The organism is Klebsiella grimontii (assembly GCF_900200035.1).
Classification (GTDB): Bacteria; Pseudomonadota; Gammaproteobacteria; order Enterobacterales; family Enterobacteriaceae; genus Klebsiella; species Klebsiella grimontii.
In genome coordinates, this window is the sequence record NZ_FZTC01000014.1 from 211363 (window position 1) to 230301 (window position 18939).

Sequence of the window (18939 nt, forward strand, 5' to 3'; positions counted from 1 at the left end):
TGTTTTAATGGATGAGGGTTGGTACTGCGAGACGGAAAACAGGGACTTCAATGGAGAACGGCGCGCCGTTCACATCGATCATCTCATAATGCCCCTGCATGGTGCCCAGCGGCGTTTCAATGACCGCGCCGCTGGTATATTGATACTCACCGCCAGCGGGAATATGCGGCTGCTCGCCGACAACCCCTTCACCCTGGACTTCGGTCTCGCGACCGTGGCCGTTGGTGATAAGCCAGTAGCGGCCAAGAAGCTGAACCTGAGTTCGCCCCAGATTGCGAATAGTGACGGTATAAGCAAAGACGTAGCGCTCTTCTTCCGGAGAAGATTGCGATTCGATATAGACGCTTTGTACCTGCACACATACTCGGGGCGAATTAATCATGGTTAGCTCTCCTTGGTGGGCGCGTTCTCAGATAACCAGTTAGCTAGCTGACAGTACTGCGCCACGGAAATATTCTCTGCGCGCTTCGCCGGGTCGATACCCAGTTCGGTCAGAACCTCAACGCTGAACAGGTTGCCGAGGCTGTTGCGGATCGTTTTCCGACGCTGGTTAAACGCTTCTGTCGTGATACGGCTCAGTACGCGTACTTCTTTCACCGGATGCGGCAGCGTGCGGTAAGGCACCAGACGCACTACGGCGGAATCGACTTTAGGCGGCGGCGTAAAGGCGCTCGGCGGCACTTCAAGCACCGGGATGATCTGGCAGTAGTACTGCGCCATTACGCTTAACCGACCATACGCCTTACTGTTCGGCCCGGCAACCAGGCGATTGACGACCTCTTTTTGCAGCATAAAGTGCATATCGGCAATGGCATCAGTATAGCTGAACAGATGGAACATCAGCGGGGTCGAGATATTGTACGGCAGGTTGCCGAAGACGCGCAGCGGCTGGCCCATGCTCTGCGACAGCTCGCCAAAGTTCATGGTCATCGCATCCTGCTGATAAATCGTCAGCTTAGGTCCGAGGAACGGATGCGTTTGCAGACGAGCGGCCAGGTCGCGGTCCAGCTCGATAACGGTGAGCTGGTCGAGGCGTTCGCCAACCGGTTCGGTCAGCGCGGCGAGGCCGGGGCCGATTTCAACAATCGCCTGACCTTTTTGTGGATTGATGGCCGAGACAATGCTGTCGATCACAAATTGATCGTTGAGAAAGTTTTGCCCGAAGCGTTTACGGGCTAAGTGGCCCTGATGGACTCGATTATTCATTGAGTATTAACAATCATTTTAATGGCGAGATTAAGCGCCGTGATAAAACTGCCGACTTCCGCTTTCCCCTGGCCCGCAAGTTCAAGCGCGGTGCCGTGGTCAACGGAAGTGCGAATAAATGGTAAACCGAGCGTAATATTCACGCCGCGGCCAAAGCCCTGGTATTTTAGCACGGGCAGGCCCTGATCGTGATACATCGCGAGCACCGCATCGGCATGATCGAGATATTTCGGCTGAAACAGGGTATCCGCCGGCAGCGGACCGCTGAGGTTCATGCCCTTCGCGCGCATCTCTTCGAGCACCGGAATGATGGTATCGATCTCTTCCGTACCCATATGGCCGCCTTCGCCGGCGTGCGGGTTCAGGCCGCAAACCAGCACGTGTGGGTTGCTGATGCCAAATTTGGTACGCAGATCGTGATCCAGGATGGTGATGATTTCCCGCAGCAGCTCGGGCGTAATCGCATCGCTTATTGCTTTTAACGGCAGGTGAGTGGTCACCAGCGCCACGCGCAGCGCTTCAGTCGCCAGCATCATCACCACTTTACTGGCCTGCGAGCGCTCTTCAAAGAACTCGGTATGACCGGTAAACGCGATCCCGGCATCGTTAATAATGCCTTTGTGCACCGGCCCGGTAATCAGGGCGGCGAATTCGCCGTTCAGGCAACCATCGCAGGCGCGGGCCAGCGTGTCCACCACGTAGCGGCCGTTGCTGACGTTGAGCACGCCCGGTTCAACCGGCGCGTTAAGCGCGACGGGGAGAAGCGTCAGGGTGCCTGCGCGCTGTGGCGTAGCGGGGGCAGTGAGGTCGTAAGGCAGAAGCGATAAAGGAAGACCGAGCAGCTTTGCCCGGTCGGATAACAGAGCGCCATCGGCGCAGATCACCAGCTCTACCGGCCAGTCGCGCTGCGCAAGCTGCACAACGAGGTCGGGGCCAATCCCGGCAGGTTCACCGGGAGTGATAACAACTCGATTCATACACTTCATCCTTCAGGCGGTCTCTTACTAGCTGCGCTTCGTCGCCCCCGTCAGAGACCGGGGCGATTTGCTCAGCCGCCTCGATACACCCTGCGTGATGTTGTGTATGAGGCTAATGCGATTAGTTGCTCAGAACCTTCACGTAGGCGCTGGCGCGCTGTTCCTGCATCCAGGTCGCCGCTTCCTCAGAGAACTTGCGGTTCATCAGCATGCGGTAAGCGCGATCCTTCTGCGCGGCGTCGGTTCTGTCGACGTTGCGGGTATCCAGCAGCTCAATCAGGTGCCAGCCGAAGGAGGAGTGAACCGGAGCGCTGGTCTGGCCTTTATTGAGGCGCAGAATGGCGTCACGGAAGGCCGGATCGAAGATATCCGGCGTCGCCCAACCTAAATCGCCGCCCTGGTTGGCAGAGCCCGGATCTTCAGAGAACTCTTTCGCCGCTTTGGCAAAGGTGGTTTTCCCGCTCTTGATGTCAGCCGCGATCTGCTCCAGCTTCGCCCGAGCCTGATCGTCGTTCATGATCGGCGACGGTTTCAGCAGGATATGGCGGGCGTGAACTTCGGTCACGGAGATGTTCTGGCTGCCGCCGCGCATATCGTTAATTTTCAGGATATGGAAGCCAACGCCGGAGCGTATCGGGCCGACGATATCGCCTTTTTTCGCGGTGCTCAGCGCCTGGGCGAAGATGCCCGGCAGTTCCTGAATCCGGCCCCAGCCCATCTGGCCGCCTTTCAGCGCCTGCTGGTCGGCAGAGTAGGTGATAGCCAGCTTGCCGAAGTCCGCGCCGCCGCGCGCCTGCTCAACCACCGAGTTCGCCTGCTCCTGAGCCTCTGCCACCTGCTCGGAAGTTGGGTTTTCCGGCAGCGGGATCAGAATGTGGCTGAGGTTCAGCTCGGTGCTGGCGTCGTTCTGATCGCCAATCTGTTTGGCCAGGGTTTCAACTTCCTGGGGCAGAACGGTAATACGACGACGAACTTCGTTGTTACGCACTTCCGAAATCAGCATCTCTTTACGAATCTGATTACGGTAGGTGCTGTAGTTGATACCGTCATAGGCCAGACGGCTGCGCATCTGATCCATGGTCATGTTGTTTTGTTTAGCAATGTTGGCGATGGCCTGGTCGAGCTGATCGTCAGAGATCTTCACGCCCATTTTCTGGCCCATCTGCAGGACAATCTGGTCCATGATCAGACGCTCAAGGATCTGATGACGCAGGGTGGCGTCATCCGGCAACTGCTGCCCGGCCTGGCCGGCGTTAAGTTTTACCGATTGCATCAAGCCATCGACGTCGCTTTCCAGAACAACGCCATTATTGACGACAGCCGCTACTTTATCGACAACCTGTGGGGCAGCGAAACTGGTATTCGCGATCATGGCGATACCGAGAAGCAGCGTTTTCCAGTTCTTCATACTTTTTCCATTTCAATTAACCGCAATTGCGGATTACGTGTAAACCAGCCACATCACAGGGAGCTCTGGTACGGTAAAATGTTCGAACGCAGCATCTGCTGGGTGCCGAGACCGTAGTTGGAGCTCAGGCCGCGCAGCTCAATGTTAAAGCCGAAGGTGTTGTCGTATTTGCTTTCGCTGCTGCTGTTATCCCAGCCGTTGATCTTACGTTCATAGCCGACGCGGATAGCGTAGCAGCAGGAGCTATACTGAACCCCTAACATCTGGTTCGCTGACTTTCTGGTATTCGTGTCGTAGTAATACGCGCCGACGACTGCCCAACGATCGACGATTGGCCAGCTGGCGGTCATCCCCACCTGCGAGATACCATCTTTGTACTGCTTAGCGGTGGAATAAGACGGCAGGGTCGCCTGAATGTATTCCGGGCTCGCATAACGATAGTTAAGTTGTACTAAACGGTTTTCGTCGCGACGGTATTCCACGGTTCCGCTGCCGGTAGCGACGTTATCCAGACGCGTATCGTACTGAATTCCCCCGCGTAAACCCCAGTCGTCGGTGATGCGCCAGTAGGTATCGCCAGCCCATACCAGTGAACCTCGCGTGTCGTTGTTCTCCCAGTTGATGTTGTCGTCACCGGTACGCGCCTCGGTGAAATAGTAGATTTGACCAACGGAAATATTAAAACGTTCAACGGCGGCGGCATCATAAACGCGAGATGTGATGCCGGTGGAGACCTGGTTGGCGGACGCAATGCGATCGAGACCGCTGTACGAACGGTCGCGGAACAGGCCGCTGTAGTCCGATTGCAGCAGCGTTGAGTCGTAGGTGCCGATTTTGCTCTGGTCGCGATACGGGATGTACAGGTACTGCATGCGCGGTTCAAGCGTCTGGGTATAGTTCTCCTGCATATCGCGCTCGAAAACCATTTTGCCATCGACTTTAAACTGCGGCATCACGCGGTTAACGGAGTCTTTATAATCGGTACCGTTGGCCGCGTTGTAGTCATCAAGGTTGCTTTGCTGGTAATGGGTTGCCAGCAGTTTTGCCTCGGTATTGATGCTTCCCCAACCGTTAGACAGCGGCAGGTTGATAGTTGGCTCGAAGTGAACGCGTGTCGCTTCCGGCATTCTGCTGTTCGAGTTAACAAAATGCACCGCCTGGCCATAAAGATGGGTATCAAACGGGCCGACATCGTTCTGGTAGTAGTTCACGTCCAGCTGCGGCTCGGCGGAATAGGCATTGCTTGAGTCGCGGTTAAAGACCTGGAACTGCTTGGTCGATACGGTGGCGTCAAAGTTCTGATTAGCGTAACCGGCGCTGAGCTTCTGCGTGGCGTAGCCGTCGGTACTGGAACCGTATTTCGAGCTGAAGTCGTTAAAGTAGTCCGGGTCGCTGACTTTGGTGTAGTCGGCGTTGAAGCGCCACACCTGGTCTACGACGCCCGAATGGTTCCAGTAGAACAGCCAGCGGCGGCTATTGCTGTCGCCTGAGTGATCGTCCTGGTAAATTTTATCCGAAGGCAGGTAGTCGAACTCAATTAAGCCGGTTCCTGCTTTGGTCAGATAGCGGAATTCGTTCTCCCACATGACGCCGCCGCGCTTGCTCATATAGTGCGGGGTCAGCGTGGCGTCGAAGTTCGGAGCGATGTTCCAGTAGTAAGGAAGATAGAACTCTGCGCCGTTTTTGGTGCTGTATTTGGCGTTGGGGATCAGGAAGCCCGAACGACGCTTGTCGCCCACCGGCAGCTGCAGGTAGGGACTGTAAAAAATCGGTACGGAACCGAGCTTGAAGCGAGCGTTCCAGATCTCAGCGACCTGTTCTTCGCGGTCGTGGATAACTTCACTGCCGACCACGCTCCAGGTGTCAGAGCCGGGCAGACACGAGGTGAAGCTGCCGTTTTCTAAAATGGTGTAGCGGTTTTCGCCGCGCTGTTTCATCAGGTCAGCGGTACCGCGCCCCTGACGGCCAACCATTTGGTAATCGCCCTGCCAGACGTTGGTATCTTTGGTGTTCAGATTCGACCAGGCTTTCGGCCCTTTGAGGATCACCTGATTGTCGTCATAGTGAACGTTGCCGAGGGCATCAACCGTACGCACCGGCTGCGGCTGGCCGTCGGCCTGCTGCTGGTGAAGCTGAACTTCATCGGCCTGCAGTCGGCTGTTCCCCTGATTGATATCAACGTTGCCGGTAAATACGGCGTTATCAGGATAGTTGCCTTTCGCATGATCGGCATCGATCGTCACCGGCAGGTCGTTGGGTTTCCCTTCAACCAAAGGACGATTGTAGCTTGGTACGCCAAGCATACACTGCGTGGCGAGATCGGCAGCGAGGCCCTGTTGGCTATACAAGGCGCTGGCAATCATAGTGGCCAGGAGGCTGGGAATACGTTTTTTCATACGTTGTATTTGTTGTTCCGTCATCGTGTGGCAGCGGCTTGCAAACGGTCAGAGCCTAACGTACTCGTCTAAATCGCGCTAGTGTTAATCCTGCCCGTTTACTTCCCGAGCGTTAGGCACTGTGTAGAATGACGAGTATGATAAAGCAAATTATAGGCTATGTCCCACAATTGACCGAGGCGTAAACGCTTTGTAACGTGCGGTCAGATATAGCTTAACTGGCGGCAGAGAGATTGGGGAGTCTATGCAGTATTTGGGTAAAATAATTGGCGTTGCGGTTGCGTTGATGATGGGGGGCGGCTTCTGGGGCGTGGTGCTGGGGTTCTTAGTCGGGCATATGTTTGATCGTGCGCGCAGTCGCCGGCTGAATGTCTTCGCCAACCAGCAGGAGCGTCAGTCGCTGTTCTTCTCCACCACTTTTGAAGTGATGGGGCATCTGACCAAATCGAAAGGACGCGTCACCGAAGCCGATATTCATGTCGCCAATTTGCTGATGGATCGCATGAGTCTGCACGGCGAAGCGCGAACCGCGGCGCAGCACGCGTTTCGGGTAGGGAAATCAGATGATTACCCGCTGCGTGAGAAAATGCGCCAGCTGCGCAGCGTCTGTTTTGGGCGTTTTGATTTAATTCGGATGTTTCTGGAAATTCAGCTGCAGGCGGCTTTCGCCGACGGCGAACTGCATCCCAACGAACGCGACGTGCTGTTTGTGATTGCCGATGAGCTGGGCATCTCCCGCGCTCAGTTCGAGCAGTTCCTGCGCATGATGCAGGGCGGGGCGCAGTTTGGCGGCGGTTCGCAGCAGCAATCTTACGGGCAGCGCGGCGGTAACGCCGGCTGGCAGCAGGCGCAGCGCGGGCCAACCCTGGAAGACGCCTGCAATGTGCTGGGGGTTAAAGCGACCGACGATGCCGCCACCGTCAAGCGCGCCTATCGTAAGCTGATGAGCGAGCACCATCCGGATAAGCTGGTGGCGAAAGGGCTACCGCCGGAAATGATGGAGATGGCTAAGCAGAAAGCGCAGGAGATCCAGAAAGCCTGGGAGCTGATTAAAGAGCAGCGCGGCTTCTAAATGACCGGCCTCTCCCGAACGGGAGAGGCGTCACGATGCGCTGGCGGCGCGGCGGTACATGCGCCGCGGATGGCCTATCTTGCCGTACAGCATTTCTACCTGCAGAAAACCGATTTCCACGCAGTGCTCCAGATAGCGCCGGGCCGTGGTTTTGCTCAATCCAGCCTCGCTCACCACGTCATCCACCGAAAAGCAGCGTTCATCTTCGCCGGTAAACAGACTCTGCACCAGCGCCAGCGTTTTTTCTTCAATACCTTTACTGCCGCTATCGGCTCGGTAGTTTTTAGCCTGCAGCTGATACAGCGAATCCACGTTCTGCTGGTCGACAATCTTCCATTCGCGCTGCTGGTCGTAGAACTGTACGAACCGTTCAAGGGACTGGCTCAGGCGCTTCCACGACACCGGTTTGAGAATGTAGTCGAAGGCGCCGTTGCGAATTGCCTGGCTACAGGTTTCCATATCGCTGGCGGCGGTGATAAAGATCACCGAGCAGCCAGCGTGGCCCATAATAGGGTCGTTCATCAAGGTGACCCCTTTGCCGTCCGGCAGGTAGTTATCCAGCAGCACCAGCTGCGGCGGCCTGGCGTTGAGTATCTGCCGCGCCTGGGCGAGAGAAGCCGCCGTGCCCGCCAGCCGCATACGCGGATGTTTCTGGATAAGCTCGGCGTGCAGCCGCGCCAGTTCGCTTTCATCTTCAACGATCAGAACATCGACCAGGTCATGATGCATAGTGCTTCTCTTCTTGCGGATGGGCTGGCCCGTCGGCGGGAATAAACAGCGTGAAAATCGCCCCGCGCGGCGCGTTGTCGGCCACTTCAATCGTGCCGCCAGCCTGGGTGACATAGCGTTCAATAAGATACAGTCCTATACCGTGATCGCCGCGAGTTTTGGTGGTGACGCCGCGCTCAAAGATATGCTCGCGGATCTCCGGGCGAATACCGACGCCGCGATCGGCGACTTCAATCATTAATTCCCGGGCGTTGAGCTGAATCAGGATCTCGACCGGTTCGTGCGGCAGTTCGGCGCGCTGGGTGGCCTCAATGGCGTTATCCAGCAGATTACCGATGATAGAGATAAGCTCGGACTCCATCAACGACGGCAGCGGACGGTCGATGCGGCAGGCCGGGTCAAAGCTCAGTTCGACCCCTTTTTCCCGCGCGCGGGCGGCTTTGCCCAGCAGCAGGCCGCACAGCGTCGGCGAATTAAAGTGCGATGAGATAAAGTCCAGTAGCTCCTGGGCATGCTCCGACTGCGCCTGAATATAGCGAATCGCCTCATCATAGTGGCCCATATGCAGCAGGCCGGACAGGGTGGTCATCCGATTGAGCTGTTCATGGCGCATGATGCGCAGATTATCGACGTAGCGTTTCACCTGGCTGAGCTGGGCGCTCAGCGAGTTGATTTCATCGCGGTCGCGGAAGGTGATCACCCAGCCCTGGAGCGAATTCTCCAGCATGATACGCACCCGGCTGGCGAGCACGGTAAGCTGATTAAAACGGCATAGCTCATCGTGGGTATCGTTTTCGAGCATCTCACCGCTGGCGAAAAACGGCTGCGGGGTAATGACGCTATCGATCGACTTACCGCGCAGCTGGTGCGCGGGCTGGCTCAGTCCGAGCAGGCTGCGGGCGGCGTGGTTTATCACTTCGATACGCCGGTGATGGTCAATCACGATCACCCCTTCGTATATCGACTCCATCATCGCTTTTTGCTGACGCACCAGCAGGCCGATTTCGCGCGGCTCCAGCGAGAAAATTTGCTTTTTAATGCTGCGGGTGAAGTACCAGGAGAAGATAAACAGTGCGATAAGCAGCAGCACCGCGGCGACGAAGATGTTGATGACTTTTTCCAGCGTGATGCTGTCGAGATAGCTGGTGAGATAGCCGACGGAGACAATACCGACCACCCGGCCGGCGTCATTGAAAATCGGCGCTTTGCTGCGCAGGGAAATACCGAGCCCCCCTTTACGGATAGTGGTCGTGCTTTGCCCCTCGAGCACCGGCTGGTTATCGCCGCCAACCAGTCGCGTGCCGACCCACTCCGGGTGTACCGAGTGAAACAGATGCACGCCCCGCTTGTCGCCAATAACAATAAAGCTGGCGTCGCTGTGGGCGGCGATATTTTGCATAAAAGGCTTTATCGCCTGCGCATCTTCACGCGTCACCTGCTGACGTAAATTAGGCATCAGCGCGATTTCTTCCGCCTGTATTCTCGCGCGGGCGCTCATTTCCTGATAAAGCTGATGGCTGGCGTCGAAATAGTAATAGACTCCCAGGAGCGCGAACAGCACTGAGAAAAAAGCGACCAGCGAAATGAACAGCTTAAACTGAAATGAAACCTTCATAAGTATAATGCACAGTATCAGGGATGCGGCAGCGTATCATTTTTTCGCTACCGGCATCGTGGCTGAGGGTGACCGGTGGACGTCCACGCGGGCGTCAGGGAACCACAATTATCCGCTGGCGGGGAATTTATCAAGGTTATTCAGGCGCTGGATTTAAAAACCTTAAAAACCACGGCTATAAATCAGAGCGGTTTCACAATAATAATAGAAACCATAAAAACCATAGTGACCATTAAAACTTCGTTTTTAATCTGCCGATCCTCACATTAACTCTGCGTATGGCCCTCTAACCTGAAAAATAATAATAACCAGAGGGCTTAATTATGAGCACCACAGACAATGCATTCCCTGCAACCATCGACCCTATTAATACGCCAAAAGCGCCGCTTAAGCAGCGTTGGTGGCATATCCTCGATAACTGGAAAGTCGGTATTATCCCGCTGCCGCTCTTCCTGCTGGCCGGCGGCCTGATCGCGCTGGACTGTCTGGGCGGCAAGCTGCCGAGCGATATCGTCGTGATGGTGGCGACGCTGGCCTTTTTCGGCTTTGCCTGCGGCGAATTCGGTAAGCGCCTGCCGATACTCGGTAAACTCGGCGCGGCGGCCATCTGCGCGACCTTTATTCCTTCTGCGCTGGTTCACTACGGCCTGCTGCCGGATGTGGTGGTGGAGTCGACTACCAAATTCTATAAGTCGACCAACATTCTTTACCTTTATATCTGCTGCATTATCGTCGGCAGCATTATGAGCATGAACCGTACCACGCTGATTCAGGGCTTTATGCGGATTTTCTTCCCGATGCTGTGCGGAGAAATCGTCGGTATGGTGGTCGGCGTCGGCGTGGGTACCGCCCTGGGGCTGGAGCCGTTTCAGGTGTTTTTCTTTATCGTCCTGCCAATCATGGCCGGCGGCGTCGGCGAGGGGGCGATTCCGCTGTCGATTGGCTACGCCGCGCTGATGCATATGGATCAGGGCGTTGCGCTCGGTCGCGTGCTGCCGATGGTGATGTTGGGCAGCCTGACGGCGATTGTGATCGCCGGCGGTTTAAACCAGCTGGGCAAGCGTTTCCCGCATTTGACCGGCGAGGGGCAGCTGATGCCGAACCGCCGCAACGAGACGCACCGCGAAACGCCCGCCGAGGGCAAAATGGACGTGACGACGCTGGCCTCCGGCGCGCTGCTGGCGGTGCTGCTCTATATGCTGGGTATGCTTGGCCAGAAGACCATCGGCCTGCCCGCGCCGGTGGGAATGCTGTTTCTCGCGGTGCTGCTTAAGCTGGTAAACGGCGTCTCTCCGCGTCTGCAGGAGGGCTCGCAGATGGTATATAAGTTCTTCCGCACGGCGGTGACCTATCCGATTCTGTTTGCCGTCGGCGTGGCGATCACGCCGTGGCAGGAGCTGGTCAACGCCTTTACCCTTACCAATTTGCTGGTGATTATCAGCACCGTATCGGCGCTGGTGGCGACCGGCTTCCTGGTCGGCAAAAAGATTGGCATGCACCCGATTGACGTGGCGATTGTCTCCTGCTGCCAGAGCGGGCAGGGCGGCACCGGCGATGTGGCGATTCTGACTTCCGGCAACCGCATGAACCTGATGCCGTTCGCCCAGATCGCAACAAGAATCGGCGGCGCGATTAATGTATCGCTGGGATTGCTGTTCCTCAGTCACTTTCTGGCGTGATTTAACTTTTATATAACAGCTAAGTCTGCTTTTTCGTGCTAAATAGCGCAGAAAATTTCTGCGCCCCGTCTCCAAAACAGGGATCGTTTAGCGATACAATCAGCGCCATTATTCGCGACCGCGACGGCAGCCTGTCCGCTGCCTTTTATTAAGTGAGGAGAGAAACAAATGTCAGTGGATACTCTCGCCCGTGAGGGCGTAAGCATGGAAGCGCTGCTGGCGGCGAAAGAGCAGCGTGCGGCTCGCCAGGCCGACTGGTTAGCCCATTATCAACGGCCGCTGATTTCGCTGACCCTGGTGACGCCGGGCGCGGTGAAAGACAGCATTCGCTACCGTAATATGATGGGCGTGGCGCTGCAGGCCTGCGATCAGATGCTGTGGAAACACCGCTGGCAGACGCTGGATCGCCAGGTGCTGTGGCTGCCGACCGGGCCGGAAGCGCTGTGGTGCGTCGATCACGCCGCCAGCGAAATCAAAGCCTTCTGTACCGACCTCGAGCATACTCACCCGCTGGGCCGCCTGTGGGATATTGATGTGATTTGCCCGAAGAATGGCCTGGTGGGCCGTCAGTCTATGGGGGAGAACCAGCGCCGCTGCCTGCTGTGCGACGAGCCCGCGCATGCCTGCGCCCGCAGCCGCCGTCATGATACCGGGGAGGTTGTTGCCCGCGTCGAGCAGATGATTGATGCGTGGTTTGCCCGCGACTAACGCCTGTTTCCCGTTGCGATGATGAGCGACGGATAGCCCGGGTGAGCCGCTGGCGGCACGACCCGGGACAGAGATAAACGATCAGAAGTCGATCGGCGCGCGGAAGGTCATCGAATTACCGAAAGCGGGATGGGTGATGGTCAGCGTTTCGGCGTGCAGCAGCAGACGCGGCGCCATCGCCAGCGCTTCCGGCGACGCATAAAAGCGGTCGCCGAGAATCGGATGGCCCAGCGCCAGCATATGCACGCGCAGCTGATGCGAACGCCCGGTAATCGGCTTCAGGCGTACGCGGGCGGTGTTGTCCGCCGCGAACTCCAGCACTTCATACTCGGTTTGCGCCGCTTTGCCGGTTTCGTAACACACCTTCTGCTTTGGCCGGTTCGGCCAGTCGCAAATCAGCGGTAAATCCACCAGACCTTCCGCTTTTTCCGGATGCCCCCAGACGCGGGCGACGTACTGCTTTTTCGGCTCGCGTTCGCGGAACTGCCGCTTTAGCTCGCGCTCTGCCGCTTTGGTCAGGGCCACCACAATCACGCCGCTGGTCGCCATATCCAGTCGGTGTACCGACTCGGCCTGCGGAAAGTCGCGCTGAATGCGCGTCATCACGCTGTCTTTGTGCTCAGCAAGCCGCCCCGGCACGGACAACAGGCCGCTCGGCTTGTTGACCACCATAATGTGCTCATCCTGGTAAAGAATAACCAGCCAGGGATCCTGCGGCGGATTGTAGTTTTCCATCGCCATATTCGCGTTCCGTTACTGGTGGGTGACGACGATTAAGCGCAGCGCATCAAGACGCCAGCCTGCCTGAGCCAGCGCGTCCATCACCTGCTGACGGTTGCTCTCGATAGCTGCCAGTTCATCATCGCGGATGTTCGGGTTCACGGCGCGCAGCGCTTCAAGGCGCGACAGCTCGGACGTCAGCTTGTCGTCGGCTTCTTTACGCGCGGCGTCGATCAGCGCCTGGGCCGCTTTGGCGACCTGGCCTTCGCCCTGCTGTAAAATCGCGTGGACGTCCTGCTGGACGGCGTTAACCAGCTTGCTGCCGGTGTGGCGGTTGACCGCGCTCAGCTGACGGTTAAAGCTTTCGAACTCCACCTGACCGGCGAGGTTGTTGCCGTTTTTGTCGAGCAGCATACGCACCGGCGTCGGCGGCAGGAAGCGGTTAAGCTGTAAATGCTTCGGCGCCTGCGCTTCAACGACGTAAATCAGCTCCAGCAGCAGGGTTCCCACCGGCAGCGCTTTGTTCTTCAGCAGCGAAATGGTGCTGCTGCCGGTATCGCCGGAGAGGATCAGATCCAGACCGTTGATAATCAGCGGATGCTCCCAGGTGATGAACTGTGCGTCTTCGCGGGACAGGGCGACATCACGCTCAAAGGTAATAGTGCAGCCATCTTCCGGCAGACCCGGGAAATCCGGAACCAGCATATGGTCGGAGGGGGTCAGGACAATCAGGTTTTCACCGCGATCGTCCTGGTTGATGCCGACGATATCAAACAGGTTCATGGAGAAGGCGATCAGGCTGGTGTCGTCATCCTGTTCTTCAATGCTTTCCGCAAGCTGCTGGGCTTTTTCACCGCCGTTGGAGTGGATCTCCAGCAGGCGGTCGCGGCCCTGCTCCAGCTGCGCTTTCAGCGCGTCATGCTGCTGGCGGCAGGCTTTGATCAGCTCGTCGAAGCCGTCGGTATTTTCCGGGGCGGCGAGATAGTTAATCAGTTCGTTATGCACGCTGTCGTAAACGGTACGGCCGGTCGGGCAGGTATGCTCGAACGCGTCCAGACCTTCGTGATACCAGCGTACCAGCACCGACTGGGCGGTTCTCTCCAGATAGGGAACGTGGATCTGAATATCGTGAGCCTGGCCGATACGGTCAAGACGGCCGATACGCTGCTCCAGCAGATCCGGGTTGAACGGCAGATCGAACATCACCAGATTGCTGGCGAACTGGAAGTTACGGCCTTCTGAGCCGATTTCAGAACACAGCAGCACCTGCGCGCCGGTATCTTCTTCGGCAAACCAGGCGGCGGCGCGGTCGCGTTCAATAATCGACATCCCTTCGTGGAACACCGCGGCGCGAATACCTTCGCGTTCGCGCAGGACCTGCTCCAGCTGCAGCGCGGTGGCCGCTTTGGCGCAGATGACCAGCACTTTTTGCGAACGGTGGCTGGTGAGATGGCCCATCAGCCACTCAACGCGCGGGTCGAAGTTCCACCAGGTGCCGGTATCGCCTTCAAACTCTTGATAAATCTGCTCCGGATAGAGCATATCGCGGGCGCGCTCTTCGGCGGTTTTACGGGCGCCCATAATCCCGGAAACCTTGATAGCCGTCTGGTACTGGGTCGGCAGCGGCAGGCGAATCGTGTGCAGCTCGCGTTTCGGGAAGCCTTTCACGCCGTTACGCGTGTTGCGGAACAGTACGCGGCTGGTGCCGTGACGGTCCATCAGCATGGAGACCAGCTCCTGGCGGGCGGCCTGGGCATCATCGCGATCGCTGTTGGCCGCCTGCAAGAGCGGTTCGATATCCTGTTCGCCGATCAGATCGCTCAGCGCGTTCAGCTCGGCGTCGTTCAGCTTATTCCCGGCCAGCAGCAGGGCGACGGCGTCGGCAACCGGACGGTAGTTCTGCTGCTCTTCAACAAACTGAGCGAAATCATGGAAACGGTTAGGGTCGAGCAGGCGCAGGCGGGCGAAGTGGCTCTCCATCCCGAGCTGTTCCGGCGTCGCGGTGAGCAGCAGAATGCCCGGCACGCGCTCGGCCAGCTGTTCAATAGCCTGATATTCGCGGCTTGGCGCGTCTTCGCTCCACACCAGATGGTGCGCTTCATCGACGACCATCAGGTCCCATTCGGCATCGCACAGGTGCTCCAGGCGCTGCTTGCTGCGGCGCACGAAGTCCAGCGAGCAGATAACCAGCTGTTCGGTTTCGAACGGGTTAATGGCGTCGTGCTGCGCTTCGGCGTAGCGCTCATCGTCAAACAGCGAAAAGCGCAGGTTAAAGCGGCGCAGCATTTCCACCAGCCACTGGTGCTGCAGAGTTTCCGGAACGACGATCAGAACGCGTTCGGCAGCGCCGGAGAGCAGTTGCTGATGCAGGATCATCCCGGCTTCAATGGTTTTACCTAAACCCACTTCGTCCGCCAGCAGGACGCGCGGCGCGTGGCGGCGGCCAACGTCGTGAGCGATATTCAGCTGATGCGGGATCAGGCTGGTGCGCTGGCCGCGCAGGCCGCTCCACGGCATGCGGTACTGTTCGCTCTGAAATTTGCGCGCGCGATAGCGCAGGGCGAAACGGTCCATGCGGTCGATCTGCCCGGCGAACAGACGGTCCTGCGGTTTGCTGAAGACCAGTTTGCTGTCGAGCAGCACTTCACGCAGGGTGACGTTGGCTTCCTGGGTATCGAGGCGGGTACCGGTGTAGGCCAGCAGACCGTTCTCTTCATTAACTTCGTCAACCTGGAGCTGCCAGCCTTCATGGCTGGTGATGGTATCGCCCGGGTTGAACATCACGCGGGTGATCGGGGAGTCGTTGCGTGCGTACAGACGGTTTTCGCCGATGGCGGGGAAAAGCAGAGTCACCATGCGCGCGTCCAGCGCAACGACCGTCCCTAATCCCAGTTCGCTCTCTGTGTCGCTAATCCAGCGTTGACCAAGTGTAAAAGGCATATATGTTCGGCTCTTTAGTTCTTTGATTGCAGGCAATAGTTGATCATCTCCATGGAGAATCGGAGATACGTCAAAATTGGGTCCAGGAATGGAAAGGGCGCTATATTACTGGATGGCGGAACGTTCGTCACGTCCTCCTCACCCTTCATTTTACGGCTTTTGCGCCAGCGGAATGGGTGAGGAAAAATCAAAATAGCCCCAGTTGTCCCGTCACTATTGTAGCAAAATCGTCGTCGACAAAGGGAAGTATTCCTTCGGCGACAGGCTCTAATTGCTTAGAAAGGTAGTGTTCATAATCCAGCGGCGATTGCTGATAGTCCACCGGCTCCGGCCCGCCGGTGGTCCAGACGTATTTAATGCTGCCGCGCTGCTGATACTGCTGCGGCCTGCCCAGCCTGACGTTTTGCTCATCAGCGAGCCTGGCCGCGCGCACGTGCGGCGGCACGTTGCGCTGATACTCCGCCAGCGGACGGCGCAGGCGTTTGCGGTAGACCAGCCGATCGTCAAGCTCGCCGTTCATCAGCTTATCGATGGTTTCGCGTACGTAATCGCGATAGGGCTGATGACGGAAAATGCGCAGATAAAGCTCCTGCTGAAACTGCTGGGCCAGCGGCGTCCAGTCGGTGCGCACCGTTTCCAGCCCTTTAAACACCATGCGCTGCTCATCCGCTTCCTGAATCATTCCGGCATAGCGCTTTTTACTGCCGGTATCCGCGCCGCGGATGGTGGGCATGAGAAAGCGGCAGAAGTGGGTTTCAAACTCCAGCTCCAGGGTGCTGGCCAGCCCATCTTTAGCGAGCTCCGCCGCCCACCATTCGTTGACGAAGGCCACCAGCGAGCGGCCGATGCTGCTGGCTTCCTCTTCGCTGTGGGCCCGCTTGAGCCACACGAAGGTGGAGTCGGTATCGCCGTAGATAACGTCGTAGCCCTGGGATTCAATCAGCGCTTTGGTCTGGCGCATAATCGCGTGGCCGCGCATGGTGATGGAGGAGGCCAGACGGGGATCGAAAAAGCGGCAGGCGCTGGTGCCGAGCACGCCGTAGAAGGCGTTCATAATGATCTTCAGCGCCTGCGACAGCGGCTTGTTTTTATGCTGCTTGGCCTCGTCGCGCCCGTGCCAGATCTGCCCGACAATCCCCGGCAGGCAGTGTTTTTCTCGCGAGAAGCGCGCGCCAAGAAAGCCTTCGGTGCTGTGAGCGTCATCGGGATGCGCTAGCCCTTCAACCAGCCCCACCGGATCGATCAGGAAGGTGCGGATAATCGACGGATACAGGCTTTTGTAGTCCAGCACCAGTACCGAGTCGTACAGGCCGGGGCGCGAGTCCATCACGTAGCCGCCGGGGCTGGCCTGCGGCGGTACTGCGCCAAGGTTCGGCGCAACGTAGCCGAGCCGGTGCATGCGCGGGAAATAGAGATGGCTGAAGGCGGCGACCGAACCGCCGTGGCGATCCGCTGGCAGGCCGTTGACCGTCGCGCGCTCCAGTAAAAAGGGCATGATCTCGGTTTTATGGAAGATGCGCGTAACCAGCTCGCAGTCCTGCAGGTTGTATGTCGCCAGCGCCGGTTTATCGTGATGAAAACGGCGGTCGATTTCATCCATCCGATCCCAGGGGTTATCGATGGCTTTGCCCTCGCCGAGCAGTTCGCGGGCGACCGATTCCAGGGCAAAAGAGGAGAAATTCCAGAACGCGGATTTCAGCGCCTCGATGCCGTCGATAATCAGTCGGCCATTGGCCTGAGCAAAGAAGACGCCATTTTTAAAACCGTGCTCGCGCCACTCCAGTTCGCTGTTGCCGCGCCCGAGCATCAGCGGGATGCGATAGCGCTCAGCGTGCTTTTGCAGAACGCGTAAATCGAACTGCACCACGTTCCAGCCGATCAGCACGTCCGGGTCGTGAGCGGCAAACCAGGCGTTAAGCTTTTCCAGCAGCAGCGGGCGGCTGGCGACGTACTCCAGCGTGAAATCGACGGCAGGCGGGGTGGCGGGCTCCGGACCTAACATATAGACGACCCGCTGGCCGCAGCCTTCAAGGCCGATGCAGTAGAGCTCGCCGTGGCGGCTGGTTTCGATATCCAGCGAAACCCATTTCAGCGGCGGACGGTAGTGGGGGTTGGGCTTCATTCGCGCGTTGACCAGCTGCTGGCCGCGCGCCTCGCCTTCCACCCACACCGGGGCGGTAATAAAGCGCTCCATCAGATAGCGCTCCGGCGGGCGGATGTCGCCTTCATATACCGTGACGCCGTTTTCACGCAGCTTTTTTTCCAGCCGCATCAACTGGCGGTGAGCGCGGCAGTAAAGGCCAAAAACCGGCTGGCGATGAAAATCTTGCAGATTGAGCGCAGCAAGGCGATGGCCGTTTTCCCCCTGCAGCAGGCGTTCAACCTGCGGACGCTGGGATTCGGCAATGAACGCTACGGATTCCTGCGGCGGCAGCGTAACCTCAAGCGGGCCGTCATCGGTCGCCAGCCAGAAAGTCAGTTCGGTGCCCTGTGGGGTATCCCGCCAGTGACGGGTGAGTAAAAAACCTGCTCGTGGCTGCGTCACGCCGTGCTCTCATGAGTGAAAACCAGGCCTGATTATAGCCTGGTTCACGGAATGATGCTGGGGTTTTATACAGGTATAGTCCGGAGGTTGGGTTGCGCGCTGTTTCCCGGATTGCGGCGTAAACGCCTTATCCGGGCTACCCGGCTACCCGTCCTGCAGACGGTTGTGCACCTGTAGCCCGGCTAAGCGCAGCGCGAGCCGGGAAACCGTGGCGCTACTGCCCGTAATAGGCTTTCGCGCCGTGCTTGCGCAGATAGTGTTTATCCAGCAGCGTTTGCTGCATCTCCGGCAACTGCGGCGCCAGCTGGCGGCAGAAGATGCCCATATAGGCGATCTCTTCCAGCACGATAGCGTTATGCACCGCGTCTTCGGCGTTTTTCCCCCAGGCAAACGGGCCGTGCGAGTGCACCAGCACGCCGGGCATTTGCGCTGGATCGATGCCTTTTTCACGGAAGGTTTCGACGATCACCGCGCCGGTTTCCCATTCGTACTCGCCGTTGATCTCCTCGTCGGTCATCAGACGGGTACAGGGGACCGCGCCGTAGAAGTAGTCGGCGTGGGTGGTGCCGGTGGCGGGAATCGACTGTCCGGCCTGCGCCCAGATGGTGGCGTGACGCGAATGGGTATGAACAATGCCGCCCAGCGTCGGGAATGCCTGATACAGCAGGCGGTGGGTTGGGGTATCCGAAGAGGGTTTTTTCTGGCCTTCAACCACTTCGCCGGTCTCCAGGCTGACCACCACCATATCTTCGGCGCGCATTACGCTGTAGTCGACGCCGGAGGGTTTAATTACCAGCACCCCCCGTTCACGGTCGACGGCGCTGACGTTGCCCCAGGTGAGGGTAACCAGATTGTGCTTAGGCAGGGCCAGGTTGGCTTCGAGAACCTGGCGTTTGAGATCTTCTAACATACTGTGCTCCGAATTGCTGGCGAGTCAGTTCCCC

At 57.9% G+C, this 18939-nt stretch carries 14 protein-coding genes; 3 read left to right on the top strand and 11 right to left on the bottom strand.

Translation table 11 applies throughout. From position 1 onward, the window contains the following. Nucleotides 1-4: 4 nt before the first annotated feature. The 5 genes from apaG to lptD form a co-directional block, all read right to left on the bottom strand. On the bottom strand, nt 5-382 hold the full coding sequence (apaG, locus tag KOSB73_RS06755) for a Co2+/Mg2+ efflux protein ApaG (protein WP_004128828.1): 378 nt from the start codon (nt 380-382) through the stop codon (nt 5-7). A gap of 2 nt (nt 383-384) precedes the next feature. Then, a complete protein-coding gene (rsmA, locus tag KOSB73_RS06760; RefSeq protein ID WP_004098527.1) occupies nt 385-1206 on the bottom strand; it encodes a 16S rRNA (adenine(1518)-N(6)/adenine(1519)-N(6))-dimethyltransferase RsmA in 822 nt (273 codons plus the stop codon). Beyond that, entirely contained in the window at nt 1203-2183 is a 981-nt protein-coding gene (gene pdxA / locus KOSB73_RS06765; protein ID WP_098140337.1) for a 4-hydroxythreonine-4-phosphate dehydrogenase PdxA, read from the bottom strand. Before pdxA ends, rsmA begins: the two co-directional genes overlap by 4 nt. A gap of 121 nt (nt 2184-2304) precedes the next feature. After that, complete coding sequence (gene surA / locus KOSB73_RS06770; RefSeq protein WP_004872241.1) at nt 2305-3591, bottom strand: peptidylprolyl isomerase SurA; 1287 nt, start codon at nt 3589-3591, stop codon at nt 2305-2307. A gap of 53 nt (nt 3592-3644) precedes the next feature. Continuing rightward, the gene (lptD, locus tag KOSB73_RS06775; protein ID WP_024360291.1) at nt 3645-5987 is read right to left on the bottom strand and encodes an LPS assembly protein LptD; all 2343 of its coding nucleotides are present in this window, start codon (nt 5985-5987) and stop codon (nt 3645-3647) included. 244 nt (nt 5988-6231) lie between these two features. Here lptD and djlA point away from each other — a divergent pair, with 244 nt between their 5' ends. Further along, nucleotides 6232-7059 (top strand): co-chaperone DjlA, encoded by an 828-nt coding sequence (gene djlA / locus KOSB73_RS06780; protein ID WP_024360292.1) that lies wholly within the window; start codon nt 6232-6234, stop codon nt 7057-7059. Between the two features lie 30 nt (nt 7060-7089). Here the strand turns inward: djlA and KOSB73_RS06785 are convergent, their stop codons facing one another. Both KOSB73_RS06785 and KOSB73_RS06790 read right to left on the bottom strand, forming a co-directional pair. Then, nucleotides 7090-7788 (bottom strand): response regulator, encoded by a 699-nt coding sequence (locus KOSB73_RS06785; RefSeq protein WP_024360293.1) that lies wholly within the window; start codon nt 7786-7788, stop codon nt 7090-7092. Then, complete coding sequence (locus KOSB73_RS06790; protein ID WP_004872236.1) at nt 7778-9403, bottom strand: ATP-binding protein; 1626 nt, start codon at nt 9401-9403, stop codon at nt 7778-7780. The genes KOSB73_RS06785 and KOSB73_RS06790 overlap by 11 nt, the downstream gene beginning before the upstream one ends. Before the next feature lie 323 nt (nt 9404-9726). On the opposite strand from KOSB73_RS06790, the gene KOSB73_RS06795 reads away from it, so the two are divergent. Further along, nucleotides 9727-11082 (top strand): 2-hydroxycarboxylate transporter family protein, encoded by a 1356-nt coding sequence (locus tag KOSB73_RS06795; protein ID WP_004872233.1) that lies wholly within the window; start codon nt 9727-9729, stop codon nt 11080-11082. Between the two features lie 168 nt (nt 11083-11250). After that, complete coding sequence (citX, locus tag KOSB73_RS06800; protein WP_004872231.1) at nt 11251-11790, top strand: citrate lyase holo-[acyl-carrier protein] synthase; 540 nt, start codon at nt 11251-11253, stop codon at nt 11788-11790. A gap of 81 nt (nt 11791-11871) precedes the next feature. On the opposite strand, the gene rluA is transcribed toward citX, so the two are convergent. The 4 genes from rluA to araD all read right to left on the bottom strand — a co-directional run bounded on the left by rluA (nt 11872) and on the right by araD (nt 18905). Beyond that, nucleotides 11872-12531, bottom strand: a complete 660-nt coding sequence (gene rluA, locus KOSB73_RS06805; RefSeq protein WP_004872228.1) for a bifunctional tRNA pseudouridine(32) synthase/23S rRNA pseudouridine(746) synthase RluA — start codon at nt 12529-12531, stop codon at nt 11872-11874. Between the two features lie 12 nt (nt 12532-12543). After that, nucleotides 12544-15450, bottom strand: a complete 2907-nt coding sequence (rapA, locus tag KOSB73_RS06810) for an RNA polymerase-associated protein RapA (protein ID WP_064342159.1) — start codon at nt 15448-15450, stop codon at nt 12544-12546. Between the two features lie 187 nt (nt 15451-15637). Next, nucleotides 15638-17995: a DNA polymerase II gene (gene polB / locus KOSB73_RS06815; protein ID WP_082237608.1), complete on the bottom strand. Its 2358-nt coding sequence runs from the start codon at nt 17993-17995 to the stop codon at nt 15638-15640. 214 nt (nt 17996-18209) lie between these two features. Next, entirely contained in the window at nt 18210-18905 is a 696-nt protein-coding gene (gene araD, locus KOSB73_RS06820) for an L-ribulose-5-phosphate 4-epimerase (protein ID WP_004872223.1), read from the bottom strand. Nucleotides 18906-18939 lie beyond the last annotated feature (34 nt).